Source organism: Variovorax ginsengisoli (genome assembly GCF_030486595.1).
In the GTDB taxonomy this organism is placed as follows: domain Bacteria; phylum Pseudomonadota; class Gammaproteobacteria; order Burkholderiales; family Burkholderiaceae_C; genus Variovorax; species Variovorax ginsengisoli_B.
The window spans coordinates 42260-66411 of record NZ_JAUJZH010000020.1 but is presented as its reverse complement, the minus strand read 5'-3'; the positions used below and the strand labels follow the sequence as shown (position 1 = coordinate 66411).

The window sequence follows — 24152 nt, the reverse complement described above, 5'->3', positions numbered from 1 at the left end:
CATGCTCGCACCCGAACTCATCCGGCAGCTGGCCGCCGAACTCCACGAGAGCGAGAAGACGCGCGTGCAGGTCGAGCATTTCTCGAAGCGCCATCCGGAGATGACGATCGAGGACGGCTACGCGATCTCGCGCGAATGGGTCAAGGCCAAGATCGCCGAGGGCCGCACCGTCAAGGGCCACAAGATCGGCCTGACCTCGCGTGCCATGCAGCTGTCGAGCCAGATCGACGAGCCCGACTACGGCACGCTGCTGGACGACATGTTCTTCGAGCAGGGCGGCGACATCCCGTTCTCGCGCTTCATCGCGCCGCGGGTCGAGGTCGAGCTGGCCTTCAAGCTCGGCAAGCGGCTCAAGGGGCCGAACGTAACGATCTTCGACGTGCTGGACGCCACCGACTACGTGGTGCCGGCGATCGAGATCATCGATGCGCGCATCGAGCAGTTCGACCGCCACACCAAGCAGATGCGCAAGGTGTTCGACACCATCGCCGACAACGCGGCCAACGCCGGCATCGTGACCGGCGGGCGGCCGGTGAAGCCGGACGCGGTCGACCTGCGCTGGGTCAGCGCGCTGCTCTACAAGAACGGCGTCATCGAAGAGTCCGGGGTCGCGGCCGCGGTGCTGAACCATCCCGCCACCGGCGTCGCCTGGCTCGCCAACAAGCTGGCGCCCTGGGACGAATGCCTGGAGGCCGGCGAGATCGTGCTCGGCGGCTCGTTCACGCGGCCGACCACCGCGCTGCCGGGCGATACATTCCATGCGGACTACGGCCCCCTGGGCGCGATCTCCTTCCGATTCGTCTGAAAGTCACGAAACCATGACCACACCCACCAACCCCTTCAAGCAAGCCCTGGCCGAGAAGCGCGCCCAGATCGGCCTCTGGCTCGGCCTGGCCGACGCCTACAGCGCCGAGATCTGCGCCGGCGCCGGCTTCGACTGGCTGCTGATCGACGGCGAGCATTCGCCGAACGGGCTGGCCAGCATCCTGCAGCAGGCGCAGGCGATTGCCGGCTATCCGGGCGTCAACGCGATCGCGCGCGTGCCGCTGGGCCACGGCGACGCGGGCGCGGCGCTGATCAAGCAGTACCTCGACCTCGGCCTGCAGACCCTGCTGGTGCCGATGGTCGACACGCCCGAGCAGGCGCGCGCGATCGTGCGCGCGATGCGCTATCCGCCCGAGGGCATCCGCGGCATGGGCGGCGCGCGCGCCTCGCGCTGGGGCCGCTATCCCGCCTATGCCAAGGAAGCCAACGACCGCGTCTGCCTGCTGGTGCAGGCCGAATCGCGCGAGGCGCTGGCCAACCTGGAAGCCATCGCGGCGATCGACGGCGTCGACGGCGTCTTCATCGGACCGGCCGACCTGTCGGCCTCGATGGGCCGCGTGGGCGACTCCGACCACCCGGAGGTGCAGGCCGCGATCGAGGACGCGATCGCCCGCATCCAGCGTGCCGGCAAGGCCGCGGGCATCCTCACGCCCAACGAGACGCTGGCGCGCAAGTACCTGGCGCTGGGCGCGACCTTCGTCGCCGTCGGGCTGGACACCAACCTGCTGGTGCGCAGCACCAGCGCGCTGGCGGCGAGTTTCAAGGACACGGCCAAGCCGGCAGCCAGCGGCGGGACCTACTGATCCCGGCCTGATGACTTCGGTACTCGATACGTGAGGTAAACGCGGGTGTGCGGCGCACCGAGTTGCGGGAAAAATACGCCCTTTCCAACGCATCGATCACCCGAGGAGACATCTCAATGACCATCACCCGCCGCCACCTGCTGCAGACCACCAGCGCCTCCGCGCTGCTGGCCAGCCTGGGCCAGAGCGTCTTTGCCCAGTCGCAGGGCTTTCCCTTCGAGACCGCGCGCCTGATCACCGGCTTCGCGGCCGGCGGCACCTCCGACACCACCTGCCGGCGTGTCGCGACCCGGCTGCAGCCCGACTACGGGAAGGCCGTGGTGGTCGAGAACCGCACCGGCGCGGGCGGCCAGATCGCGGTCACCTATGTCAAGAGCCAGCCGGCCGACGGCGCCACAATCCTGCAGACGCCGACCTCGATCCTCACGATCTATCCGCACATCTACAAGAAGCTGCCGTACGACCCGCTGGTCGACCTGTCGCCGGTGACGATCGCCTGCGTGTTCGACTTCGGCTTCGCGGTCGGGCCGGCGGTGCCGCTCACGATCAAGACCGTGCCCGAGTTCCTGGCCTGGGCCAAGACCCATCCCGAAGGCGCCAACTTCGGCTCGCCGGCCGCCGGCTCGACGCCGCACTTCATCGGCGCGCTGCTGGGCAAGAGCGCGGGCGTCGAGCTCAAGCACGCGGCCTACCGCGGCACCCAGCCGGCGATGCTCGACCTGCTGGGCGGCAACATCGCGGCGGTGTCGGGCCCGATCGGCGACATCACGCAGCACCTGCCCACCGGCAAGGTGCGCATCCTCGGCGTCTCGGGCGCCAAGCGCAGCCGCTTCGCGCCCGACGTGCCGACCTTCGAGGAGCAGGGCATCAAGGACATGACGCACAGCGAATGGTTCGCCTTCCTGCTGCCGGCCAAGGCCTCGCCCGAAGTGGTGGCGCGCGCCAATGCCTCCTTCAAGCAGGCGCTGGCCCAGAAGGACGTGATCGACGGCCTGGCGGGCTTCGGCCTGGAGGCGATGTCCTCGACGCCGGGCGAACTCACGGAGCTGATCAAGAAAGACACGGCCAAGTGGGCCCCCATCGTGAAACAGGTCGGCTTCACCGCAGAGGGCTGACCATGAAAAGGAACTGCAGATGAACACACTCGCCACCCCGTCGCCTTCGGCGCTGGTGCATCCCGCCCTCCACCCCGACGAGCGCGCCGCCCGGCTGCAGCTTGCCGCCTGCTACCGCGTGTTCGCGATGCTGGGCTGGACCGAGATGATCTACAACCACATCACGGTGCGGCTGCCCGACAGCGTGACCGGTGGCGAGAAGCAGTTCCTGATCAATCCCTTCGGCCTGCACTACAGCGAGGTCACGGCCAGCAACCTGGTCAAGATCGACCTGGAGGGCCGGGTGCTCGACGGCTCCACCCATGCGGTGAACCCGGCCGGCTTCACGGTGCATGCCGCGATCCACGACGGCCTGCCCGACGCGCATTGCGTGATGCACGTGCACACCACCGCGGGCGTGGCGGTGGCCTGCCTGCAGGGGGGGCTGCAGCAGACCAACTTCTATACCGCGCAATTGCACGGCATGGTCGCGTACCACGAGTTCGAGGGCATCACGATCCATGCCGACGAAGGTCCGCGCCTGCTGAAGAGCATCGGCGAGCGCAAGGCCGTGATCCTGCGCAACCATGGCTTGCTGGCCTGGGGCGAGATGCTGCCCCAGACCTTCGCGATCCTCTGGACCTTGCAGCGTGCCTGCGAGATCCAGCTGGCGACCTTGTCGATGGGCGCGCCGATCCCGGTCTCCGAGGCCATCGCCGAGCGCTGCACGCGCGATGCGCTGCAGTTCAACCCGGCGCACGGCGCCGGCCGGGATGTGTTCGACGCCCTGGTGCGCCAGGTCGACCGCATCGACGACAGCTACAAGCTATAGAGCTCCCCCCAGGTTGGCTCACTTCGTGTAGCCGCCCACCCCCTGCCGGGGGCAACACCAGCGGCCCGGCAGAGCCGGTTCCGCGGTGTTCCTGGAGGGGGCCAGGGCGAGCCTCAAGCCAAGAGCAAAGGAATCTCCCGAACATGAAAATTTGCATCTACGGCGCCGGCGCGATCGGCGGCTGGATCGGCGCCAAGCTCGCGCAGACCGGATCGGCGATCAACGTGGTGGCGCGCGGCGCCACTCTGGCCGCGCTGAAGCGCGACGGGCTCACGCTGGCCAGCGGCGACTCGCGCGTGAGCGTGCCGGTCAACGCCAGCGAGGACCCCTCGGCGCTCGGCGTCCAGGACCTGGTCATCGTCGCGGTGAAGGCGCCCTCGCTGCCGGCCGTGGCGCAGCGGATCGCGCCGCTGCTGGGCCCCGACACCATCGTGCTGACGGCCATGAACGGCGTGCCCTGGTGGTTCCTGCAGGGCGGCTTCGGTGGCCCGCTGGCCGGTGCGCAGCTCGAAGCGGTCGACCCGGGCGGCAAGATCGATGCGGCGATTCCCGCCCGGCACGTGATCGGCTGCGTGGTGCACGCGAGCTGCGCGCTCGACGCGCCGGGCGTGGTGCGGCACCACTTCGGCAACGGCCTGATCATCGGCGAGCCCTCGGGCGAGGCGACCCCACGGGCCAGGGCGCTGCTCGACCTGCTGGCCGGCGCAGGCCTCGACGCCAAGCTTTCGCCGCAGATCCAGAAGGACGTCTGGTACAAGCTCTGGGGCAACATGACGGTCAACCCGATCAGCCTGCTGACCGGCGCCACCACCGACCTGATCCTGGACGACGACCTGGTGCGCGGCTTCATCTCCACGATCATGCTGGAGGCCAAGGAGGTCGGCGCCCGGATCGGCGTGCCGATCGCCGACACGCCCGAGGATCGCCACGCAGTCACGCGCAAGCTCGGCGCCTTCAAGACCTCGATGCTGCAGGACGTGGAAGCCGGCCGCGCGGTGGAACTCGACGCGCTGGTGTCCTCGGTGCGCGAACTCGGCGAACGCGCCGGCGTGGCGACGCCGTTCACCGATGCACTGCTGGGGCTGGCGCGGCTGCGGGCGCGGCAGCTCGGGCTGTACTGAGCGGGCTCGGCGCCCCGTCGCCCGGTCGGGGCCGCCATGCTGCGGCGCACCAATCGAGCCGCCCGGCAGGCGCCTGCCGGGCGGATTTCAGTCCAGGACGACGGGTACGCGCGGCGCGACGGCGCACATGAGTTCGTAGCCGACGGTGCCGCCGGCCCGCGCCACCTCGTCGATCGACAGCACGGCGCCAGCCGACGAGCGGCCCCACAGCGTGACCTCGGAGCCGAAACCGGCGTCGGGCACCGGCGTCAGGTCGACCGTGATCATGTCCATGCTGACCCGCCCGACCATGCGCGTGCGCACGCCGTCGACCAGCACCGGCGTGCCCGTGCTGCAGTGCCGCGGATAGCCGTCGGCATAGCCGACCGCGGCGACGCCGATGCGCAGCGGGCCCTCGGCGCGGAAGCTGGAGCCGTAGCCGATGGTGTCGCCGGCCTGGAGCGTCTGCACGGCGATCAGCCGGGTGGCGAGCGTCATGGCTGGCTGCAGCTGCCAGTGGGCCGCGTCGTGCTCGGGGAAATCGGGGGCGCTGCCGTACAGCACGATGCCGGGACGCACCCAGTCGGCCCGGGTCTGGGCCGGGTGGCGCAAGGTCGCGGCGCTGTTGGCGACCGTGCGCTCGCCGGGCAGGTCCTGGGCGGCACGGTCGAAGACCTCGATCTGGTGGGCGATGCCGCGCTCGCCGTCGGCGTCGCTGAAGTGCGTCATCAGCGAGATTTCATCGACCTGCGGCAGGGCATTGAGCCGCGTCCAGGCCGAACGGAAGCGCTCGGGCGTGAAGCCCAGGCGGTTCATGCCGGAGTTCATTTTGAGAAAGACGCGCTGCGGCACCTGGGTCTTGTGGGCGGCCAGCATGTCGATCTGGGCGTCGCAGTGGACCGTGTGCCAGAGGTCGAGGCGGGAGCACAGTTCGAGGTCGCGCGGCTCGAAGACGCCCTCGAGCAGCAGGATCGGCCCGCGCCAGCCCAGGGCGCGCACCCGCTCGGCCTCCGCCAGGTCGAGCAGCGCAAAGCCGTCGGCCGCGCGGAAGGCGTCGAAAACCCGCTCGATCCCGTGCCCGTAGGCGTTGGCCTTGACCACCGCCCAGACCCGGGAATCGAGCGCGGAACGGCGGGCCCGGTCGAGGTTGTGGCGCAGGGCGGCGGCATGGACAGTGGCAAGGATCGGACGCGGCACTTCAAAAACCCGGTGAAAAGCTGAAAACACTCACACAACAAAGCCCGGCGTTGCGGCCGGAAAGCGCCATTCTGACATCGCGCACCCCATGCTATAACCGCGCACCCGCCTCTGATGCGGGCCCATTTCTTCACTACCGCCAGCCCTCCCCCAACTGGCCAGCCAGCTCATCGATGAAGCGCGGTTTCTACACCATCATGTCGGCCCAGTTCTTTTCGTCGCTGGCCGACAACGCGCTTTTCGTTGCTGCTGTGGAGCTGATGCGAACCAGCGGCGCGCCGGAGTGGCAGCGCGCCGCGCTGGTGCCGATCTTCACCGTCTTCTATGTGGCGCTGGCGCCGCTGGTCGGCGCCTTCGCCGACGCCTTGCCCAAGGGCCAGGTGATGTTCATCAGCAATGCGATCAAGGTGGTCGGCTGCGTGATGATGCTGTTCGGCTCGCATCCGCTGATGGCCTACGCCATCGTCGGGCTCGGCGCCGCGGCCTATTCCCCGGCCAAGTACGGCATCCTGACCGAGCTGCTGCCGGCCTCCCAGCTGGTCAAGGCCAACGGCTGGATCGAGGGGCTGACCATCGCCTCGATCATCCTGGGCATCGTGCTCGGCGGGCAGCTGGTCGGCCATGCGCTCTCCAGCCACCTGCTGGCGCTCGACTTCCCGTTCGTCGACACCGGTGTCAACACGCCGCCCGAGGCCGCGATCTCGGCGCTGATCCTGGTCTACATGGTTGCCGCCTGGTTCAACACCCGCATCCCGCTGACCGGCGTCGAGATGCGGCCGCTGCGCTCCAACCCGCAGCACGGCATCGTGCGCAACGTGTTCGCCCTGCTGCCCGACTTCTGGCAATGCAACTCGCGCCTGTGGCGCGACAAGCTGGGCCAGATCTCGCTCGCCACCACCACCCTGTTCTGGGGCGCCGGCGGCAACCTCAAGTACATCGTGCTGGCCTGGGCCTCGCTGGCGCTGGGCTACAACACGGCGCAGGCGTCGTCGCTGACCGGCGTGGTGGCGATCGGCACCGCGGTCGGCGCGATCGTGGCCTCGATGAAGATGCGACTGGACATGGCCACGCGGGTGATCCCGATGGGCATCGGCATGGGCCTGCTGGTCATCGGCATGAACTTCATCGGCAGCATCTGGCTCGCCGTCCCCTTCCTGATCCTGCTCGGCGGCCTGGGCGGATTCCTGGTGGTGCCGATGAACGCGCTGCTGCAGCACCGCGGCCACAACCTGATGGGCGCCGGCCGCTCGATCGCGGTGCAGAACTTCAATGAGCAGTCGTGCATCCTGGTGCTGGGCGCGTTCTACAGCGCCTGCACCGGCATCGGCCTGTCGGCCTACTCGGCCATCACCGCCTTCGGCGTCGTGGTGGCCGGCTTCATGTGGCTCATCAAGCGCTGGCACCAGCACAACCTGAAGCGCCATCCGGAAGAGGTCGAGCACCTGCTCGCCATCGCGCGCAGCGACAAGCACCACTGACCGGTTTCCGTTTCCATTGCCCGCTCTCGCGCTGATCTTCAACGCCTTCGTCTGGGGCGTCTCCTGGTTTCCCTTCCGTCAACTCGAAGGGCATGGCCTGCATCCGGTGTGGGCGACCTGCCTGATCTATGCCGCCGTCACGCTCGCCATGGCGCTGCTGCGGCGGCGCGTCTGGGGGCTGTTCGCCCGGCAGCCGGCGCTGCTGGCGCTGGGGCTGGCGGCGGGCCTGACCAATGTCGGCTTCAACTGGGCCGTGACGCAGGGCGACGTGGTGCGGGTGGTGCTGCTGTTCTACCTGATGCCGCTGTGGAGCGTGCTGCTGGCCTGGGCTTTCCTGGGCGAGCGGCCGAGCCTCGCGGCGCTCGCCCGGGTGGCGCTGGCGCTGGTCGGCGTCGCGGTGGTGCTGAAGTCGCCTGAAACCGACTGGCCGGTGCCGGCCAGCCTGCCGGACTGGCTGGGCGTGGCCGCCGGCTTCGGTTTCGCCGTGACCAACATCCTGCTGCGCCGGCTGCGCAGCGCCCCCGGCGAGGCCCGGGCGCTGGCGATGTTCGGCGGCTGCGCCGTGATGGCCGGCGCCACCGCCCTGGTCGGTACGGCGCTCGGCGCGATGGCGCCGCCGCCGTTGGCCGACCCGGGCTGGTGGGGCTGGGCCCTGCTGCTGGGCACCGGTTTCGTCTTCGCCAACATCTGCCTGCAGTACGGCGCGGCGCGGCTGGCGGCCAGCGCGACCTCGGTGATCATGCTGTCGGAAGTGCTGTTCGCGAGCGTCTCGTCGGTGGCGCTGGGCGCGGCCACGATGGAAACGCGGATCTGGCTCGGCGGCGCGCTGATCGTGGCGGCGGCGGTGTGGTCGTCGTTTGCACGCGCCCCGGCGGGCGACGATGATCGGCGGATGCTTTCCCCCCAGGACTTGCCATGACCAGCGTCTACGACTTCGAGGCCCGCCGCATCGACGGCCGGCCGGCCCCGCTTTCCGAGTACCGCGGCCGGGTGCTGCTGATCGTCAACACCGCCAGCCAATGCGGCTTCACGCCGCAGTTCGAGGGGCTGGAGGCGCTGTACAAGAAATACGCCGGGCAGGGGCTGGCCGTGCTGGGCTTTCCGTCCAACCAGTTCATGCACCAGGACCCGGGAACCAACGCGGAAATCGGCGCCTTCTGCACCGAAAAGTACGGCGTCAGCTTCCCGATGATGGAGAAGATCGATGTCAACGGCGCCGCCGCCGCGCCGCTCTACAAGTGGCTGGTCAAGGAGGCGCCGGGCCTGCTGGGCAGCACCGCGATCAAGTGGAACTTCACCAAGTTCCTGGTCGGCCGGGACGGCCGGGTTGTCAAGCGCTACGCGCCGCTCGACAAGCCCGAGTCGATCGCCCGCGACATCGAGGCGGCCTTGCAGGCCGCCTGATCAGAACCTGAAATCGGCGGTCTTGGGGCCGGCGCCCAAGGTCACGGCCTGGCTCTTGGTCACGCCCTCGCTGGCGGCCTCGACCGTGTAGCGGCCGGCCGGGAGGTCGACCAGGCAGACCGGGCCGCTGGCGCGCATCGCGAGCGCGGTGCCGCCCTTGTCGTCCTTCACCATGACGTCGACATCGGCCAGGTAGGCGCCGCTGGCGCGGGCGAACAGCAGCGACAGCGGGTGGTCCTTCATGGCGGCGCGCATCGCCACCGACTCGTCGGAGCCGACGCCGCCGCAGACGTAGCGACCGGCATCCTGGACCTTCATGGCCGGCGCCACGACCGGGGTCTGGGCCTGGGCCAACCAGGGGGCGGTTGCGCAGGCGCACAGCGCAGCGGCGCGCAACAGGGTTCGTGAAAAGGCATGCATGGAAATTCTCCCGGTAGGAACACGCCTTCATGCTGGCGCGGCGCCGTCGCGCCGGGCGTCGGACCAGAACCCCGGATGCTGTACGTTCAGGCCGCCAGCGCGGCGTCGAGCAGCTCGATCCAGTGCCGCACGGGCGTCTGCGTGCCGCTTTGCAGGTGCGTGATGCAGCCGATGTTGGCCGACGCGATGGCGCTGGGCTGCAGCTGGTTCAGGTGGCCCAGCTTGCGGTCGCGCAGCGGGTAGGCCAGCTCGGGCTGCAGCACCGAATAGGTGCCGGCGGAGCCGCAGCACAGGTGCGATTCGCTGGCCGCCACCCGGATGTCGAAGCCGAGCGCGCGCAGATTGACCTCGACCCCGTTGCGCAGCTTCTGGCCGTGCTGCAGCGTGCACGGCGGGTGGTAGGCGACGACGCCGGCCGGCGCCGCGACCCGGCCTTTCAGCGCCGGCACCAGTTCGGGCAGCAGCTCGCTCAGGTCGCGGGTCAGTGCGCTGATGCGCTCGGCCTTGGCGGCATAGGCCGGGTCGTCCTTCAGGATGTGGCCGTACTCGCGCACCGTGACGCCGCAGCCCGAGGCATTCATGACGATCGCCTCGACCGCGCCGCCCTCGACCAGCGGCCACCAGGCATCGATGTTGGCGCGCATCTGCATCCGGCCGCCGTCCTGGTCGTTGAGATGGAACCGGACGGCGCCGCAGCAGCCGGCGGCCGGCGCGACCACGGCCTGGATGCCGGCGGCGTCGAGCACCCGCGCGGTCGCGCTGTTGATGTTGGGCGCCATCGACGGCTGCACGCAGCCGGCCAGCATCAGCACCTTGCGCTCATGCGTGCGCGTGGGCCAGGCACCCGCGGGCCGCGGCGCCGGCACCTTGGCCTTGAGCGCGGCCGGCAGCAGGCCGCGCACCGACTGGCCCAGCTTCATCGCCGGGCCGAAGAGCGGCGAAGGCAGGGCCTCCTTGAGCGTCCATCGCACGGCGCTCTCGCCCATCGGCCGCGGCACCTTCTGGTCGACGATCTTGCGGCCGATGTCGACCAGGTGGCCGTATTGCACGCCGCTCGGGCAGGTGGTCTCGCAGTTGCGGCAGGTCAGGCAGCGGTCGAGGTGCAGCTGCGTGCTGCGTGTCGGCGCCTTGCCTTCGAGCACCTGCTTGATGAGGTAGATGCGCCCGCGCGGACCGTCGAGCTCGTCGCCGAGCAGCTGGTAGGTCGGGCAGGTGGCGGTACAGAAGCCGCAGTGCACACACTTGCGCAGGATCGCCTCGGCCTCGCGGCCGTCGGCGGTGCCCTGGAATTCGGGAGCGAGTTCGGTTTGCATGCGGAGCTTCAGTGCGCGGTGGTTCTTGCAGGAAGGAGCCGGCCGCGATCGAACACGGCATCGGGATCGAATTCGTTCATGAGCGCCCGGTGGATGCGCTCGATCGGCGCGCTCAGGGCGTCGAAGCGGGGCTCGTGGCGGGCCCCGGGCGCGGGCCTGAAGAGCGTCGCATGGCCACCGGCCGCGCGGGCCGCGGCACGCACCCGCTGCGATTCGCCGGGTGTGGCCAGATACCAGCGCTGGCCGCCATGCCACTCGACGAGCGGCGCGCCGTCGAGGTCGAGCACCGGCGCGGTCTGCGGCACCGAGAGCCGCCACAAGGCGCCCGCGCCGGCGCTGAACCAGGGGTGCTGCTGGTCGCGCAGCGACTGCCAGCTGGCCGCCGCGCGCTCGGCATCCTGGCGCTCGCCGCCCAGCTGCGCGCAGGCCGCCTCGACCGCCGCCACTGCGCCGCGCAGGCGCAGCGACAGCACGCCGACACCGTCGCGCATGCGCCAGGCACTGGCATTGAGCGGCAGCGGCCGGCCGCCCCACTCGTTGAGCAGGCGCAGCGCATCGGCCTGGCTGCAGGCGAACTCGAGCGTGGCCTCGGCCGGTGCCACCGGCAGCACCTTGAGGCTGGCCTGCGCGACCAGGCCGAGGGCACCCATCGAACCGGCCAGCACCCGAGACACGTCATAGCCGGCGACGTTCTTCATGACCTGGCCGCCGAACACCAGCACCTCGCCGCGGCCGTTGACCAGCGTGAGGCCGAGCAGGTAGTCGCGCACCGCGCCGACGCTGGCGCGCGCGGGGCCGCTGAGCCCGGCCGCGATCATGCCACCTACGGTCGCTGCGCTCCCTGCGGCGGAGCCGCCGTCCAGGACGCGCTCGCCCAAGGGCTCGACGCGGGTCCCGCCGGCCGCGAAGCGCGGCGGCTCGAACGGCAGGCACTGGCCCTGCCCGGCCAGCAGCGCCTCGAGTTCGGCGAGCGGCGTGCCGGCCCCGACGGTGACGACCAGCTCGCTCGGTTCATAGCTGACGATGCCGGCGAGCGCGCCGGTCTCGAGGGGCTCGCCGTGCGCGGCTTCGCCGTAGAAGGCCTTGGTGTTGCCGCCTCGGATGCTCAGGGTCGTGCGGTCGGTTGCGGCGGCGCGGATGCGGTCGGCGATATCTGTGAGGGCTGTGGATTCCATCGTCTTGATCAGTTGAGGACAGAGCAAAAACTGCTGCGCAGTTTCTTGGTCTGTCCCGCAAGGTATTCAGAACCTCGGCAGGTCCGCAAAGGGCATCGCCTGCCCCGCGCGGAACACCTGCTTGCCGTACTCGGCGCAGCGCGACAGCGTGGGGATCACCTTGCCCGGGTTCAGTAGCCCCGCAGGATCGAAGGCCCGCTTGACGCCGAACATCTGCTCGTTCTCGGCCGCGGTGAACTGCACGCACATGCTGTTGAGCTTCTCGACGCCGACCCCATGCTCGCCCGACACCGTGCCGCCCATCGCGACGCTGGTCTCGAGGATGTCGGCGCCGAACAGCTCGCAGCGGTGCAGCTCGTCGGGGTCGTTGGCGTCGAACAGCACCAGCGGATGCAGGTTGCCGTCGCCGGCGTGGAACACGTTGCAGCAGCGCAGGCCGTACTTGATCTCCATCTGCTGGATCGCGAGCAGGATGTCGGCCAGCCGCTTGCGCGGGATGGTCGAGTCGAGGCACATGTAGTCGGGGCTGATGCGGCCCGAGGCCGGGAAGGCGTTCTTCCGGCCGCTCCAGAAGCGCAGCCGCTCGTCCTCGTTCTCGCTGCAGGCGATCGCGGTGGCGCCGCACTGGCGCAGCACCTCGGTCATGCGGCCGATCTCTTCCTCGACCTCCTCGGGGGTGCCGTCCGATTCGCACAGCAGGATGGCGGCCGCGTCGAGGTCGTAGCCGGCGCGCACGAAGTCCTCGACCGCGGCGGTCATGGGCTTGTCCATCATTTCGAGGCCGGCCGGGATGATGCCGGCCGCAATGACCGCGGCCACCGCATCGCCGGCCTTCCGGACATCGTCGAAGCTGGCCATGATGCAGCGCGCCAGCTGCGGCTTGGGCACCAACTTGACAGTGACCTCGGTGGTGACGGCCAGCATGCCCTCGCTGCCGATCACCAGCGCCAGCAGGTCGAGGCCGGCGCAGTCGAGCGCCTCGCCGCCGAATTCGATCGCCTCCCCCTCGGCCGTGAAGCCGCGCACCCGCAGCACGTTGTGCAGGGTGAGGCCGTACTTGAGGCAGTGCACGCCGCCCGAGTTCTCGGCCACGTTGCCGCCGATGGTGCAGGCGATCTGGCTCGATGGGTCGGGCGCGTAGTAGAGGTTGAAGGGCGCCGCCGCCTCGCTGATCGCGAGGTTGCGCACGCCGCACTGGACCACCGCGGTGCGGCTGACCGGATCGATCCTGACGATCCGGTTGAACTTGGCGAGCGACATGGTCACGCCCAGCGCATGCGGCATCGCGCCGCCCGAGAGCCCGGTGCCGGCACCGCGCGCCACCACCGGCACGCCGAGTCCGTGGCAGGTCTTGAGCACGGCCGCGACCTGGGCCTCGGTCTCGGGCAGGGCCACCATCAGCGGCCGCTGGCGGTAGGCCGTGAGGCCGTCGCACTCGTAGGGCACGGTGTCCTCGTCGTGCCAGATCAGCGCATGGGCGGGCAGGAGCGGCCGCAGCGCCTGCACCACCTGGGCCTGGCGGGCGGAGGCGGACAACGAACGCTGTTCGGCGGAACTGAGCGGCGCATTCATTTCAAAGCCTCATTTCATTGGACTTGCACGAAGCCCGGCGAGCACCGGCCCCTTCGTGAGACACCGCGGAACCGGCTTTGCCGGGCCGCTGGTGTCGCCCCCTTGAGGGGGAACTCGCTACACGCAGTGAGCGAGATTCGGGGGTGGGCTTCATCGGACGACCATCAAGGTGAAGGGCCAGACGTAGGCCTGCATCGTGACGAACAGGCCGACCAGGCAGGCCAGCGCGATCGAGTGGAAAAACACAAAGCGCAGGATATCGCCTTCGTGGTTGAACCAGCGGGTGGCGGTGGAGGCGACCACGATCGACTGGGCGTCGATCATCTTGCCCATCACGCCGCCCGAGCTGTTGGCCGCGCCCATCAGGTTGGGCGACAGGCCGAGCTGCTCGGCCGCCACCTTCTGCATGCCGCCGAACAGCACGTTCGAGGCGGTGTCGGAGCCGGTCATCGCGACCCCGATCCAGCCCATCAAGGTGCCGAAGAAGGGATAGAACGCGCCGGTGTTGGCGAAGGCCAGGCCCAGCGTGGTGTCGGTGCCCGAGAAGCGCGTGAGCGTGCCGAGCGCCAGCATGAGCACGATGGTCAGCAGCGAGTAGCGCACAAGCCACAGCGTGCGAAAGAAGATGCGCACGATCTCGACCGGGCCGTAGCGCATGAAGAAGGCGCTGACCACGGCCGACAGCAGGATCCCGGTGCCGGTCGCCGACAGGATGTTCAGCACGTAGACCGCGCCTTCCTTGGTCGGCGTGGCCACCACCGGCGGCATCTTCTCGATCATGTTGTGCAGGCCGGCCATCGGGAACGAGGGCGCGAAGAGGCCGTTGAGGGCGGTCTTGACCGAAGGCAGCCCCCAGACGAAGACGAACACCGACAGGATCAGCCACGGGGTCCAGGCGCGGACCAGCGCGGCCCGCTCGTGCACGACCACCGGCGCCGGCGGCTTGGCTTCGTGGGCGCTGACATCGTGGCCCTTAAGCGAGGGCGAACGCCAGATCTTGCGCGGCTGCCAGACGCGCAGGAACAGCACCAGGCAGACCATCGAGACGATGGCCGCGATGATGTCGACCAGCTCGGGGCCGATGAAGTTCGACACCAGGTACTGCGGGATCGCGAAGCTCAGGCCGGTAACCAGGATCGCCGGCCAGATCTCCCACATCGCCTTGCGGCCGGCAAAGGCCCAGATCAGCCAGAACGGCACCAGCAGCGAGAAGAAGGGCAGCTGGCGGCCGATCATCGCCGTGACTTCCATCAGGTCGTAGCCATGCACCTTGGCCAGCGTGATGACCGGCGTCCCGAGCGCGCCGAAGGCGACCGGTGCAGTGTTGGCGATCAGGCTCAGGCCGGAGGCCGCCAGGGGCGAGAAGCCCAGCCCGATCAGGATGCCCGCGGTGACCGCGACCGGCGTGCCGAAGCCGGCCGCGCCCTCGAAGAAGGCGCCGAAGCAGAAGGCGATCAGCAGCAGCTGAATGCGCCGGTCTTCGGTGATGCCCGAGAGCGAATCCTGCAGCACCTTGAAGCTGCCGTTCTGCTCCGCCAGCTGCTGCAGGAAGATGATGTTGAGCACGATCCAGCCGATCGGCAGCAGCCCGGTGAAGCCGCCGAACAGCGCCGCGCGGCCCGCCATGTCGACCGGCATGCCGTAGGCGAAGACGGCAACCGCGATCGCCGCCAGCAGGCCCAGGCCGGCCGCGATGTGGGCCTTGATGTGGAAGAAGCCGAGGCAGGCCAGCATCACCACCACCGGAATCGCGGCGAGCGCGGTGGAAATGATCATGTTGCCGAAGGGATCGTAGATTTGCTGCCAGGTCATGGCTAGTCTCCCGAAAATTGGTGTCTCGCTTGTGCGATCCGAACTCTAAGGAAACCGAAGGCCGCCGAATTGAAGGTTTTTTGCGGCAGCCTTGAAATCTGCTCGATCTATCTCAGGGTTTGTACGAGCCACTCGGCGAAGGCCTCGCATTCCCAGCGCTCCAGCGTGCCGGGCTGCCAGCAGATGTAGTGGCGCAGCGGCGAGGGCACGGGCCGGTCCGACAGCGGCACCAGCCGCCCCGACTCGAGCCATTGCGCGCCCAGTTTCTGCCGCACCAGCGCCACGCCGAAGCCGCTGGCGGCGGCGTCGTAGACCAGGCCCAGGTCGTTGAACTGGGCGCCGACCTGCGGCTCGGGATGGTCCAGCCCGCAGCTCGCGAACCAGGTGCTCCAGGGCTCCAGGGGGCTGCGGATCAGCCGCGCGGCGGCGATCTCGGCCTCGGTGCGAAAGCCGGTGAAGGGTCCGAACTCGTTGAGGTAGCTCGGGCTGCAGGCCGGCACCACCGATTCCTCGAGTACCAGCCGGCTCTCGCAGTCGGCGTAGTTGCCGCTGCCGTAGCGCACTTCGAGGTCGGCCTGCTCGGCGGTCACGTCCAGCAGCGGGATCGAGACCTGCATCACCAGCTCGACGTCGGGGTAGATGTTGCGGAACAGCTCCAGGTGCGGCATCAGCATCTGGCGGCTGAAGGTCGGCGTGACCGCCAGCCGCAGCTGCGTCGTGCGCCGCGTGGCGTCGCGGTTCGGCACCGCCTGCAGGGCCGCCAGCCCGGTACGCACGTTGGCGAGGTAGACCGCGCCGTCGGCCGTCAGGTTGAAGTCGCTGCGGCCGAAGAGCTTGATGCCCAGATGCGATTCGAGCTGGCGGATGCGATGGCTCACCGCGCTCGGGGTGACGCACAGCTCGTCGGCCGCGCGGCCCGCGTGGCGCAGCCGCGCCACCGCCTCGAAGGTCAGCAGGCACTGGATCGGCGGGATGTGCTGGAGAGCCAATTCAGTCCTCGAAGAAGGCGACCGGCCGGCCGGGCGTATCGACGCGCATGCGGATCACGCAGCCCGAGGCCGGCCGCTCCTCGAGTTCGGCCGCCGGACGGCCGCGGCGGGCGCTGGTGACGAAGAGCGTGCGCAGGTCGTCGCCGCCGAAGCAGGGCATGGTCGGGCACTGGACCGGGGTCGCCAGCGCCGCGACCCGCTCGCCCGAGGGCGCGAAGCGCAACAGCTGGCCGCCCTCGAACATCGCCGCCCAGTAGTGGCCCCGCGCATCGACAGTGGCGCCGTCGGGCCGGCCTTCGTAGCGCAGCGGCGAGGCCGGCGTCCAGCCGGCGGGCTTGTCCTCGAACTGCTGGAAGACGCGCTCGTGCGACAGGGTGTTGACCCGCGCGGCCCAGTTCCAGGCGCGCACCCGGTGGGCCGCGGTGTCGGCCCAGTAGACGGTGGCGTCGTCGGGCGCGAAGGCCAGGCCGTTGGCAGTGGTGGCCTGGTTGGCCATCGGCCGCAGCGCCGGCGCCCGGCCGCCACGCGCGTCCATACAGTAGAGCGTTGCGTTGGCGCGGTCCTTGGCTTCGTTGATCGTGCCGGCCCAGAACCGGCCCAGCGAGTCGCACTTTCCGTCGTTGAAGCGCATGGTGCGGATGTCATGGTCGACCCGCGCCAGCGGCCGCAATTCAGCGCCCCACTCGGCCGCGCGGTAGATCCCGTCGCGCAGCGCGATCACCAGCCCGCCGCGCCGCGCCGGTGCCATGCAGCCGGGCTCGGTCGGCAGGTCCCAGCGCTCGACGGACGGCCTGCCGTCGATGTCGCCGCGGGTCCGCAGCACCGCGCGGCCAGGAATGTCGAGCCAGTAGAGCGAGCGTTCGCCGGGATGCCAGAACGGCGATTCGCCGAGCTGGCTCAGACTGTCGTCGAGGGTGGTCCACATGCGCGAGAGCTTAGGCCAATTCGCCCGCCTTGCGACCCCCCCAAAAAAACAGCCCGCAGGCCGAAGCGTGCGGGCTGAACTTCCAGAGGAGACTCTCGCAGACAAATTCTTGCCGCGGAAGCGGGCCGCACACGGCGGCCCGGAGGCTTCAGCGGTTGTAGGCGGTTTCGCCGTGGGAGGTGATGTCGAGGCCTTCGCGCTCTTCTTCTTCCGACACCCGCAGACCGATGGTCAGGTCGGCGATCTTGAAGGAGATGAAGGCCACCACGCCCGACCAGACGACGGTCAGCAGCACGGCCTTGAGCTGGATCCAGACCTGGGCACCGATGCCGTTGGAGATCACGCCTGCCGTGACCCAGTCGCCGACCAGGCCGGGGCCGCCGAGGGCCTGGGTGTTGAACACGCCGGTGAGCAGCGCGCCGACGATACCGCCGACACCGTGCACGCCGAAGACGTCCAGCGAGTCGTCCGCCTTGAGCATCTTCTTGAGGCCATGAACGCCCCAGAGGCAGGCGAAGCCGGCGACGAAGCCGATGATGATCGCGCCCATCAGGCCGACGTTGCCGGCGGCCGGGGTGATCGCCACCAGGCCGGCGACGGCGCCGGAAGCGGCACCCAGCATCGAGGCCTTGCCGCGCATCAGCGCTTCACCGATGGACCAGGCGAGCACGGCGGCGGCGGTGGCCGAGAACGTGTTCATGAAGGCCAGCACGGCGCTGGTGCCGGCTTCGAGGGCCGAGCCGGCATTGAAGCCGAACCAGCCGACCCACAGCAGCGAGGCACCGACCATCGTCAGAGTCAGCGAATGCGGCGTGAACGATTCCTTGCCGTAGCCGATGCGCTTGCCCACCAGGTAGGCACCGACGAGGCCGGCGACGGCGGCGTTGATGTGCACCACGGTGCCGCCCGCGAAGTCGAGCGCGCCCCACTGCCAGATCAGGCCGGCCTTGTCGTTCATCTGATCGACCACTTCCTTGCTGGCATACGCGTCCGGGCCCATCCAGAACCAGACCATGTGGGCGATCGGCGCATAGCTGAAGGTGAACCAGAGCACCATGAACAGCAGCACGGCCGAGAACTTGATGCGCTCGGCGAAGGCGCCGACGATCAGGCAGCAGGTGATGCCGGCGAAGGTGGCCTGGAAGGCGGCGAACAGCAGTTCGGGAATGTAGACGCCCTTGCTGAAGGTCGCGCCGGGTGCGAACACGCCGGTGGCCGGATCGAAGATGCCCTTCATGAAGAGCCGGTCGAAGCCGCCTATGAAGGCGTTGCCTTCGGTGAACGCGAGGCTGTAGCCGTAGATCAGCCACAGCACCACGATCATCGAGAACGTGACCATGACCTGCATCAGCACCGACAGCATGTTCTTGCTGCGCACCAGGCCGCCGTAGAACAGCGCCAGGCCGGGCACGGTCATCATGATCACGAGCAGGGTCGAGACCATCATCCAGGCGGTGTCGCCCTTGTTGAACGAGGGCGCCGGCGCGGCGGCGGCGGGTGCCGCGGCTGCATCGGCGGCCGGTGCTGCCGCGGCCGGCGCAGCGGCGGCCGGTGCGGCCGCTGCGGGCGCCGACGCTTCAGCCGCGGGTGCCGCTGCTGGCGCCTGCGCGAAGCCGGACGTGCCGGCGCCGAGCAGGCTCAGGCCCAGCGCGAGTGAGACAAGGAATTTTTTCATTTCGGATTGTTCTTTCGTGCCTTGCGTGTCAGAGGGCTTCGCGGCCCGTTTCACCGGTGCGGATGCGCACGACCTGCTCCAGGTCGTAGACGAAAACCTTGCCATCGCCGATCTTGCCGGTGCGCGCCGCGCTCTCGACCGCCTCGATCACGCGCTCCACCAACTCGTCGGCCACGGCTGCTTCGATCTTGACCTTCGGCAGAAAGTCGACGACGTACTCGGCGCCGCGATAGAGCTCGGTGTGGCCCTTCTGGCGTCCGAAGCCCTTGACCTCGGTGACCGTGATGCCCTGCACGCCGATGGCGGACAGCGCCTCGCGCACTTCGTCGAGCTTGAAGGGTTTGATGATGGCTGTGACCAGCTTCATGATGTTTCTCCTGCGGATGAAAGGGACGGCGCAGCCCCGGGCCACGCCTTTCTATGACTAGAGGGTCTTGGTCAACGTGACGATGAAACGCGTCACATTCGGCGAGAAGGTGGTCTGGCCGATCGGTCCGAAGACCGTACCCGTGGGGATGCCCGGCGTGGCGATCAGGTTGAAGGCGCTTTGGTTGTTGCCCCCCTGCACCGAGCCGGCCAGGGCCAGGCCGCTGCCGAAGTCATAGGACACGCCCACGTTGTAGTCCAGGTAGTCCTTGTAGCCCAGGCTCTTGATGTCGCTGGTGAAGAAGGTGTAGCCAATGGCCGTCTTGAACGTCAGCTTGGGCACGATCTCCTTGGTGTACGCCAGGTTCAGATAGCCGGTGTTCTGGCCGTCCAGCCCCGAGCCACGCTGGTTGCCGGCGTAGTTGAAGTAGTCGTTGGAGACGGTCCAGGAGTACTTGGCAGTGAAGGCGCCGAACCTCTCGTCGGACCAGGTGCCCGCGCCGTAGATCTCGGTGGTATTGCCCGCGGTGTTGCCGGGGTAGTAGTACTGATAGACGCCGACGTCCCAGTCGATCGGGCCGCCCTTGAACTTGTAGCCGCCGTAGAAGTCCATCTCAACCGAGTTGCCGGGCAGCCAGTCGACGCTGGAGTTCCAGTTGCCGACATAGAAGCCGCTGTCCCCGAAGGCATAGTCGATGCCGCCCTGGATGGCGGGCTTGAACCAGCTGGTCTTCGCAAAGCCGTTGTTGCCGATGACGTCCTGGTCCTGGCCACGGAACTTGTAGTTGGTCGTCAGCGCGACGTTGCCCGTGAGATTCGGCGCCGGTGCGGCAGCCGCGTCGGCCGCAGCCTGCGCGCTGGCGAGCATCGGCAGGGCGGCGAGCGCGCCCAAAGCCAGGATCTGGACGGATTTACGGTGCATCATCGAGCGGACTCCTCGTGTTTTGAAAAGTGTTTAGGAATCCTTCTCAAAGCAGGGAGCGTGCCAAAGCGCATCCTCCCGAGGAGGCAGGGTTTGACGCCCGATGCACTTGGTCACAATCAAGAACAAGAGATGGCACGCACCATCTTGGTGAAAGGGAGCGAAATGAGTCTGTGTTTGGTGCAGAGCCGCGCTTTGCTGGGCCTCGAAGCCGCCGAAGTCACGGTCGAGGTGCATCTGGCGAACGGATTGCCCAGTTTCACGCTGGTCGGGCTGGTCGACGTCGAGGTCAAGGAGGCCCGCGAGCGGGTCCGGTGCGCGATCCAGAATTCCGGGCTCGACTTCCCGACCAACAAGCGCATCACGGTCAACCTGGCCCCGGCCGACCTGCCGAAGGACTCCGGCCGCTTCGACCTCCCGATCGCCCTCGGCATCCTGGCGGCCAGCGGCCAGATCGAGGCCGCGCAGCTGGCAGGCCATGAATTCGCCGGCGAACTCTCCTTGTCGGGGCAGTTGCGGCCCGTGCGTGGTGCACTGGCCATGGCGCTGGCCCTGCACCTGCGCGGCATCGGCGCGCGGCTGGTGCTGCCCGCCGAGAGTGCGCAAGAGGCCGCGCTGGTGCCGGATGCCGAGGTCTATGGGGCCCGCCACCTGCTGGACGTGGTGCGGCAGTTCCTGCCGGCCGACGCCGTGCCGCCGGCCCTCGACGCCGCCGGCAGTGGCGAAGGCTGGGCCCGCGTGCTGGCGGCGCCGCCCGGCCCGGCCTCGCGCCCGCCGGACCTGGGCGACGTCAAGGGACACGCGGGCGCCAAGCGGGCGCTGGAGATCGCCGCGGCCGGCGGCCACAGCCTGCTGATGGTGGGCCCGCCCGGCTCTGGCAAGTCGATGCTGGCCCAGCGCTTCGCCGGGCTGCTGCCGGCGATGAGCGTGGACGAAGCGCTGGAGAGCGCGGCGGTCGCCAGCCTGGGCGGTCGCTTCGAGACCGGGCAATGGATGCGGCGGCCGACCGCCAGCCCGCACCACACGGCCAGCGCGGTGGCGATGGTCGGCGGCGGGTCGCCGCCGCGGCCGGTGAGTTCCTCCAAAGTTGTCTCGCCTGGTTACCCAGGAAAATCAACAACTTAGGAAGCCGTTTTTCAAATTTACACCCCCCGGTTTTTCAAATTTAGGCCGGCTCCTCCAGGCTTTGACTCGGTGCGCGTCAGTCGCTAGGATTTGGCGCACACACGAAATGAACGCCATGCCGCACTCTTTCCGGACGACCACCGTCACCCCGCAGATACGCATCTGCGGGTGCATGCACGCGCGGCATGAGACGAATCGATCGCGAGTTTCGGAAACCTCGAACTCCCTCGCCTCCCCCAATCGTTCAACTCCAGGAGCCTGACTCCCCGGGCTCCTCCCCAGGAGCCCATCGTGTTCTCGATACAAGACGACCTACTGGCAGGCTTCCGTCTCTTTTCAATCGCTCGCGCCTATCCGGACAAGGCGTTCGAGTTGCTGTTGCCGGTGCCCCTCGCGCATGCACTGCAGGAGAAGCGGGAAGAGTGCGTCAGGATCGCGCAGGCCGCCCATGAGGCGAAAGAAGACCTCCGGCGGGAGGAATTGCACACCCGGACGAACCCTCCGGCGCAAGCGCCAGCCGCACCTCTGCCGAACCAAGTCGCGTTCGTGAAAGCATTCGAGCGCGGGGTAGCGCGTCGCCGGCGAGATCGGCGCCACCCAGTCCTTCGCGGCGAGGAACTGTTGCGCGTAATCGGGCGAATCGCCACGCTGCGCGACAAAGACTATCAAAAGCGCGAACTGGAGCTCACAAAGAAGCTGGAGCTCGCTGGCGCTCTGCGCGAAGTCGCCAACCCGGCGTTCCGCCCGGAGAAGTGGGCGAAATCCCTCGAGTATCTTCGCGGAGCCCATCCGCACTTTGCCGAAGTCACGGAGTTCGTGGCTCGCCGCGTGACACTTTCGACGCACGGGCGCCAACCGCTGAAGATCCCACCACTTCACCTATGGAGCGTTCCTGGGCTCGGCAAAACTCACTACGTCAATGATCTGGCACAGGCCCTTGGAGCGCCGATCCGTCACCACTCCATGGAGAACGCTCAAACCACTTCGCTGCTCCTCGGCACGGAACGGCATTGGAGCACTGCCACGCAAGGACTCATCTTTCAACAGATCTGCCTCGGAACGGTAGCCAACCCGGTGTTCCTGATCGACGAACTCGACAAAGCGCCACGGGGATCCCAATACGACCCGTTGGCGCCCCTCCATTCACTCCTTGAGCCGATCACGGCAAGCAGGGTCCGGGATGCGTCGCTCGATATCGAGTTCGATGCAAGCTTGGCAACGTACATCGCGACGTCAAACGACCCGGCGAGAGTGCCTGACTCGCTGCGATCTCGATTTCGTGAATTTCATATCCTGCCGCCAACTGGTGCCCAGGCGCTGCAGGCTGCTCGGGTGGTTGCAATTGCTGCGATGCAGCAGCTTGAAATTCCTGGATTTACCTCCCCCGAGTCCGCGATCTGCAACAAGCTCGCTCACCTGACAGCTCGGGAGATCTATCAGACGGTACAGGATGCCGTAGCTCGAGCTGTCGAGGCCGGAAGACTCCGTCTCACACTGGACGACCTTCCCGCGGCCGTCTTGGACGAGTGCACGGTTCGAAGCGTCCTCCATTGATCTGGAAAAATCCGGAGCGCAAGACCCTGCGAGGCTCTCCAGCCGCCTCAACCCTCTTCGGTAACCTGATGGCCAATGCCGATAGGGAGTGTGTTGAGGCGATCTCGAGAGTTCGGAATTCGGCTTCGCGGCGTCAGCCGTCGTTCAACAAGCGCGCCTGGATCTCGACAACCGGCCAGGTGCAGTCATTCGCCCCGCGGCGGCGGACGACAGGTCCGGACTGACAGCGGAAATTCACCAGTGGCTGCCTTGCGACACCAGTGATCCCAGCGGGCTGCGCAAGGCGCTGCCGCCCATCCGCAGCACATGGATGTAGATCATGGTCGTCCAGCAGTTGATGCTCACCCTGCAACCTGGCCAGCACCGACAACATTTCATCGACGCTGAGCACGACCGGTAAGCGCCGCTTGGGCACGGGACGGTCGATCTCCTGCATCCAAGGCAACCGCAGGCCCAGCACCTTGTCGTAGAGAAACGAGAGCGCAGAGCAAGGAAATGTACAAGCTTCGAGTCGGGATGACCAATCACGCCATCATGCTCAGCGTTCTGGCCATGGTTGCGATTCCCATTGGCTTGGCCTTCTTCCTGCTCCCGCGTGTGCTCTATATCCACGCCCTCTGGAAGGCGTGGGTCCCGGTTACCTGTTGCCCAACCGGCGAAGAAATCCGCTCAACGGTCGAGAAGTTGCCCGACCTCTCAACGATGGCAACTGAAGAATTCCGGAAGGCGGCGTCGTAGGAATACCGCTTTGACCCAACGGATCCAGCCAAACCTTGGAACCTACGGAGTGCAACCTGAAACGTGAGCCGCGGTGATCGCCATCGGCGAACACAGTAGTGACAGTTCAGTCCGCCGCGGAGTACCGGCTGTATGAACTTCTAAAGCTGCTTCCAACCGGTGTCCACCGACTGATCCATCGGCGGCCTCAGCGCCAGCGGCGTTTCTCCGTTGTCGACACAGTTCCACGCGTACACGGTCTTTCCGTTGAGCAGCAAGGTGTAGTTTGGAAAGCCATCGTGATCGCCCTTCACGATGTACTCGATCGCCGTCGCAGTCTTGCGCAGACCCACGACGATCTCTGCGTTGATTCCAGGGGCCAGGGAAAGCAGTGGGTTCGGTCCGTTCACGACGAACTTCACCGCGTGCGTCGCATCGGCGATCTGAGAGAACTGAACGTCAAGATTTTCCGGCGCCCGTACCAGCTGTTGGCTCTCACGCTCGGGGGCACCGCTGCGAAGCGAACGATACCAATCGGGCTTTCCGGCAACGACGATGGCGTCGGCTTCGTCATACCGTTTAGTGGTGGACCAAGTGAGCGCAGGCACTGTCATGGAGACTGAACCCGCCTTGTCCAGGTCTACCGTGGGTTTGGGATTGCACTTTGTCCCGCCATTAAAGGCGCCGCCGTAGCCCAGCAAGCTGTAAAGGACCACGGCAGACGGGATGCCAATGCTCAATTCGATGGTGACGTTCGTAGGCATGTGCACATTCTCCGCGTTTCAGATCCAAAGCGGTCAGGGTTTTCCAGCAACGCCGGCCCTGACTACTCCTCTAAACAGAAGTTGCGCCGA

General features: G+C 67.9%; 23 protein-coding genes and 1 pseudogene. 11 read left to right on the top strand and 13 right to left on the bottom strand.

Going from position 1 to position 24152, the window contains the following annotated elements; translation table 11 throughout:
* Position 1: 1 nt before the first annotated feature.
* From hpaH to QZH52_RS24650, 5 genes are all read left to right on the top strand, one after another.
* The gene (gene hpaH, locus QZH52_RS24670; RefSeq protein ID WP_286521739.1) at positions 2–805 is read left to right on the top strand and encodes a 2-oxo-hept-4-ene-1,7-dioate hydratase; all 804 of its coding nucleotides are present in this window, start codon (positions 2–4) and stop codon (positions 803–805) included.
* A 13-nt stretch (positions 806–818) separates the two neighbouring features.
* Entirely contained in the window at positions 819–1628 is an 810-nt protein-coding gene (locus QZH52_RS24665; protein WP_301813194.1) for an HpcH/HpaI aldolase/citrate lyase family protein, read from the top strand.
* A gap of 116 nt (positions 1629–1744) precedes the next feature.
* Positions 1745–2743: a Bug family tripartite tricarboxylate transporter substrate binding protein gene (locus QZH52_RS24660; RefSeq protein WP_301813192.1), complete on the top strand. Its 999-nt coding sequence runs from the start codon at positions 1745–1747 to the stop codon at positions 2741–2743.
* 19 nt (positions 2744–2762) lie between these two features.
* Positions 2763–3554, top strand: a complete 792-nt coding sequence (locus tag QZH52_RS24655; protein ID WP_301813189.1) for a class II aldolase/adducin family protein — start codon at positions 2763–2765, stop codon at positions 3552–3554.
* Positions 3555–3697: 143 nt separating this feature from the next.
* Positions 3698–4675, top strand: a complete 978-nt coding sequence (locus tag QZH52_RS24650) for a 2-dehydropantoate 2-reductase (protein ID WP_301813187.1) — start codon at positions 3698–3700, stop codon at positions 4673–4675.
* An 87-nt stretch (positions 4676–4762) separates the two neighbouring features.
* Here the strand turns inward: QZH52_RS24650 and alr are convergent, their stop codons facing one another.
* A complete protein-coding gene (gene alr / locus QZH52_RS24645; protein ID WP_301813185.1) occupies positions 4763–5851 on the bottom strand; it encodes an alanine racemase in 1089 nt (362 codons plus the stop codon).
* A gap of 173 nt (positions 5852–6024) precedes the next feature.
* On the opposite strand from alr, the gene lplT reads away from it, so the two are divergent.
* Genes lplT through QZH52_RS24630 form a run of 3 tightly spaced genes read left to right on the top strand, consistent with a single transcriptional unit; the run spans position 6025 to position 8733 of the window.
* Positions 6025–7329, top strand: coding sequence for a lysophospholipid transporter LplT (lplT, locus tag QZH52_RS24640; RefSeq protein WP_301813183.1), 1305 nt, complete (start codon positions 6025–6027; stop codon positions 7327–7329).
* Positions 7330–7345: 16 nt separating this feature from the next.
* Entirely contained in the window at positions 7346–8248 is a 903-nt protein-coding gene (locus QZH52_RS24635) for a DMT family transporter (RefSeq protein ID WP_301813180.1), read from the top strand.
* Complete coding sequence (locus tag QZH52_RS24630; RefSeq protein ID WP_301813179.1) at positions 8245–8733, top strand: glutathione peroxidase; 489 nt, start codon at positions 8245–8247, stop codon at positions 8731–8733. Before QZH52_RS24635 ends, QZH52_RS24630 begins: the two co-directional genes overlap by 4 nt.
* Here QZH52_RS24630 and QZH52_RS24625 read toward each other — a convergent pair whose 3' ends face one another.
* The 10 genes from QZH52_RS24625 to QZH52_RS24580 all read right to left on the bottom strand — a co-directional run bounded on the left by QZH52_RS24625 (position 8734) and on the right by QZH52_RS24580 (position 19902).
* Positions 8734–9153, bottom strand: a complete 420-nt coding sequence (locus QZH52_RS24625) for a carboxypeptidase-like regulatory domain-containing protein (RefSeq protein WP_301813177.1) — start codon at positions 9151–9153, stop codon at positions 8734–8736.
* Between the two features lie 86 nt (positions 9154–9239).
* Positions 9240–10466 carry a glycolate oxidase subunit GlcF gene (gene glcF / locus QZH52_RS24620; protein ID WP_301813174.1) on the bottom strand — a complete coding sequence of 409 codons (1227 nt, stop codon included), beginning with the start codon at positions 10464–10466 and terminating at the stop codon, positions 9240–9242.
* 8 nt (positions 10467–10474) lie between these two features.
* On the bottom strand, positions 10475–11641 hold the full coding sequence (glcE, locus tag QZH52_RS24615; protein ID WP_301813170.1) for a glycolate oxidase subunit GlcE: 1167 nt from the start codon (positions 11639–11641) through the stop codon (positions 10475–10477).
* Positions 11642–11707: 66 nt separating this feature from the next.
* Complete coding sequence (locus QZH52_RS24610; protein WP_301813169.1) at positions 11708–13213, bottom strand: FAD-linked oxidase C-terminal domain-containing protein; 1506 nt, start codon at positions 13211–13213, stop codon at positions 11708–11710.
* Positions 13214–13363: 150 nt separating this feature from the next.
* Positions 13364–15025 carry an L-lactate permease gene (locus QZH52_RS24605; protein ID WP_301813168.1) on the bottom strand — a complete coding sequence of 554 codons (1662 nt, stop codon included), beginning with the start codon at positions 15023–15025 and terminating at the stop codon, positions 13364–13366.
* A gap of 107 nt (positions 15026–15132) precedes the next feature.
* Complete coding sequence (locus QZH52_RS24600; protein ID WP_286535127.1) at positions 15133–16014, bottom strand: LysR substrate-binding domain-containing protein; 882 nt, start codon at positions 16012–16014, stop codon at positions 15133–15135.
* 1 nt (position 16015) lies between these two features.
* Positions 16016–16939 carry an SMP-30/gluconolactonase/LRE family protein gene (locus QZH52_RS24595; RefSeq protein WP_301813165.1) on the bottom strand — a complete coding sequence of 308 codons (924 nt, stop codon included), beginning with the start codon at positions 16937–16939 and terminating at the stop codon, positions 16016–16018.
* A 148-nt stretch (positions 16940–17087) separates the two neighbouring features.
* Positions 17088–18614 carry an ammonium transporter gene (gene amt, locus QZH52_RS24590; protein WP_301813164.1) on the bottom strand — a complete coding sequence of 509 codons (1527 nt, stop codon included), beginning with the start codon at positions 18612–18614 and terminating at the stop codon, positions 17088–17090.
* Positions 18615–18642: 28 nt separating this feature from the next.
* Positions 18643–18981, bottom strand: a complete 339-nt coding sequence (gene glnK / locus QZH52_RS24585) for a P-II family nitrogen regulator (RefSeq protein ID WP_162565354.1) — start codon at positions 18979–18981, stop codon at positions 18643–18645.
* A 57-nt stretch (positions 18982–19038) separates the two neighbouring features.
* A complete protein-coding gene (locus tag QZH52_RS24580; RefSeq protein WP_301813320.1) occupies positions 19039–19902 on the bottom strand; it encodes a TorF family putative porin in 864 nt (287 codons plus the stop codon).
* A gap of 165 nt (positions 19903–20067) precedes the next feature.
* Here QZH52_RS24580 and QZH52_RS24575 point away from each other — a divergent pair.
* A pseudogene (locus QZH52_RS24575) lies at positions 20068–20973 on the top strand (YifB family Mg chelatase-like AAA ATPase); the annotation flags it as partial.
* Positions 20974–21318: 345 nt separating this feature from the next.
* A complete protein-coding gene (locus QZH52_RS24570; RefSeq protein ID WP_301813159.1) occupies positions 21319–22581 on the top strand; it encodes an AAA family ATPase in 1263 nt (420 codons plus the stop codon).
* Between the two features lie 133 nt (positions 22582–22714).
* Here QZH52_RS24570 and QZH52_RS24565 read toward each other — a convergent pair whose 3' ends face one another.
* On the bottom strand, positions 22715–23017 hold the full coding sequence (locus QZH52_RS24565) for a hypothetical protein (protein WP_301813157.1): 303 nt from the start codon (positions 23015–23017) through the stop codon (positions 22715–22717).
* Positions 23018–23097: 80 nt separating this feature from the next.
* Between QZH52_RS24565 and QZH52_RS24560 the strand changes: the two genes are divergently transcribed.
* Positions 23098–23319: a hypothetical protein gene (locus QZH52_RS24560; RefSeq protein WP_301813155.1), complete on the top strand. Its 222-nt coding sequence runs from the start codon at positions 23098–23100 to the stop codon at positions 23317–23319.
* Positions 23320–23459: 140 nt separating this feature from the next.
* Here QZH52_RS24560 and QZH52_RS24555 read toward each other — a convergent pair whose 3' ends face one another.
* A complete protein-coding gene (locus tag QZH52_RS24555) occupies positions 23460–24062 on the bottom strand; it encodes a hypothetical protein (protein ID WP_301813153.1) in 603 nt (200 codons plus the stop codon).
* Between the last annotated feature and the right edge of the window lie 90 nt (positions 24063–24152).

Coding starts and splice junctions, on each gene's coding strand:
- hpaH (WP_286521739.1), top strand. CDS start 2: ATGCTCGCACCCGAACTCATCCGGCAGCTGGCCGCCGAACTCCACGAG.
- QZH52_RS24665 (WP_301813194.1), top strand. CDS start 819: ATGACCACACCCACCAACCCCTTCAAGCAAGCCCTGGCCGAGAAGCGC.
- QZH52_RS24660 (WP_301813192.1), top strand. CDS start 1,745: ATGACCATCACCCGCCGCCACCTGCTGCAGACCACCAGCGCCTCCGCG.
- QZH52_RS24655 (WP_301813189.1), top strand. CDS start 2,763: ATGAACACACTCGCCACCCCGTCGCCTTCGGCGCTGGTGCATCCCGCC.
- QZH52_RS24650 (WP_301813187.1), top strand. CDS start 3,698: ATGAAAATTTGCATCTACGGCGCCGGCGCGATCGGCGGCTGGATCGGC.
- lplT (WP_301813183.1), top strand. CDS start 6,025: ATGAAGCGCGGTTTCTACACCATCATGTCGGCCCAGTTCTTTTCGTCG.
- QZH52_RS24630 (WP_301813179.1), top strand. CDS start 8,245: ATGACCAGCGTCTACGACTTCGAGGCCCGCCGCATCGACGGCCGGCCG.
- QZH52_RS24625 (WP_301813177.1), bottom strand. CDS start 9,153: ATGCATGCCTTTTCACGAACCCTGTTGCGCGCCGCTGCGCTGTGCGCC.
- glcF (WP_301813174.1), bottom strand. CDS start 10,466: ATGCAAACCGAACTCGCTCCCGAATTCCAGGGCACCGCCGACGGCCGC.
- glcE (WP_301813170.1), bottom strand. CDS start 11,641: ATGGAATCCACAGCCCTCACAGATATCGCCGACCGCATCCGCGCCGCC.
- QZH52_RS24610 (WP_301813169.1), bottom strand. CDS start 13,213: ATGAATGCGCCGCTCAGTTCCGCCGAACAGCGTTCGTTGTCCGCCTCC.
- QZH52_RS24605 (WP_301813168.1), bottom strand. CDS start 15,025: ATGACCTGGCAGCAAATCTACGATCCCTTCGGCAACATGATCATTTCC.
- QZH52_RS24595 (WP_301813165.1), bottom strand. CDS start 16,939: ATGTGGACCACCCTCGACGACAGTCTGAGCCAGCTCGGCGAATCGCCG.
- amt (WP_301813164.1), bottom strand. CDS start 18,614: ATGAAAAAATTCCTTGTCTCACTCGCGCTGGGCCTGAGCCTGCTCGGC.
- glnK (WP_162565354.1), bottom strand. CDS start 18,981: ATGAAGCTGGTCACAGCCATCATCAAACCCTTCAAGCTCGACGAAGTG.
- QZH52_RS24580 (WP_301813320.1), bottom strand. CDS start 19,902: ATGCACCGTAAATCCGTCCAGATCCTGGCTTTGGGCGCGCTCGCCGCC.
- QZH52_RS24565 (WP_301813157.1), bottom strand. CDS start 23,017: ATGCAGGAGATCGACCGTCCCGTGCCCAAGCGGCGCTTACCGGTCGTG.
- QZH52_RS24560 (WP_301813155.1), top strand. CDS start 23,098: ATGACCAATCACGCCATCATGCTCAGCGTTCTGGCCATGGTTGCGATT.
- QZH52_RS24555 (WP_301813153.1), bottom strand. CDS start 24,062: ATGCCTACGAACGTCACCATCGAATTGAGCATTGGCATCCCGTCTGCC.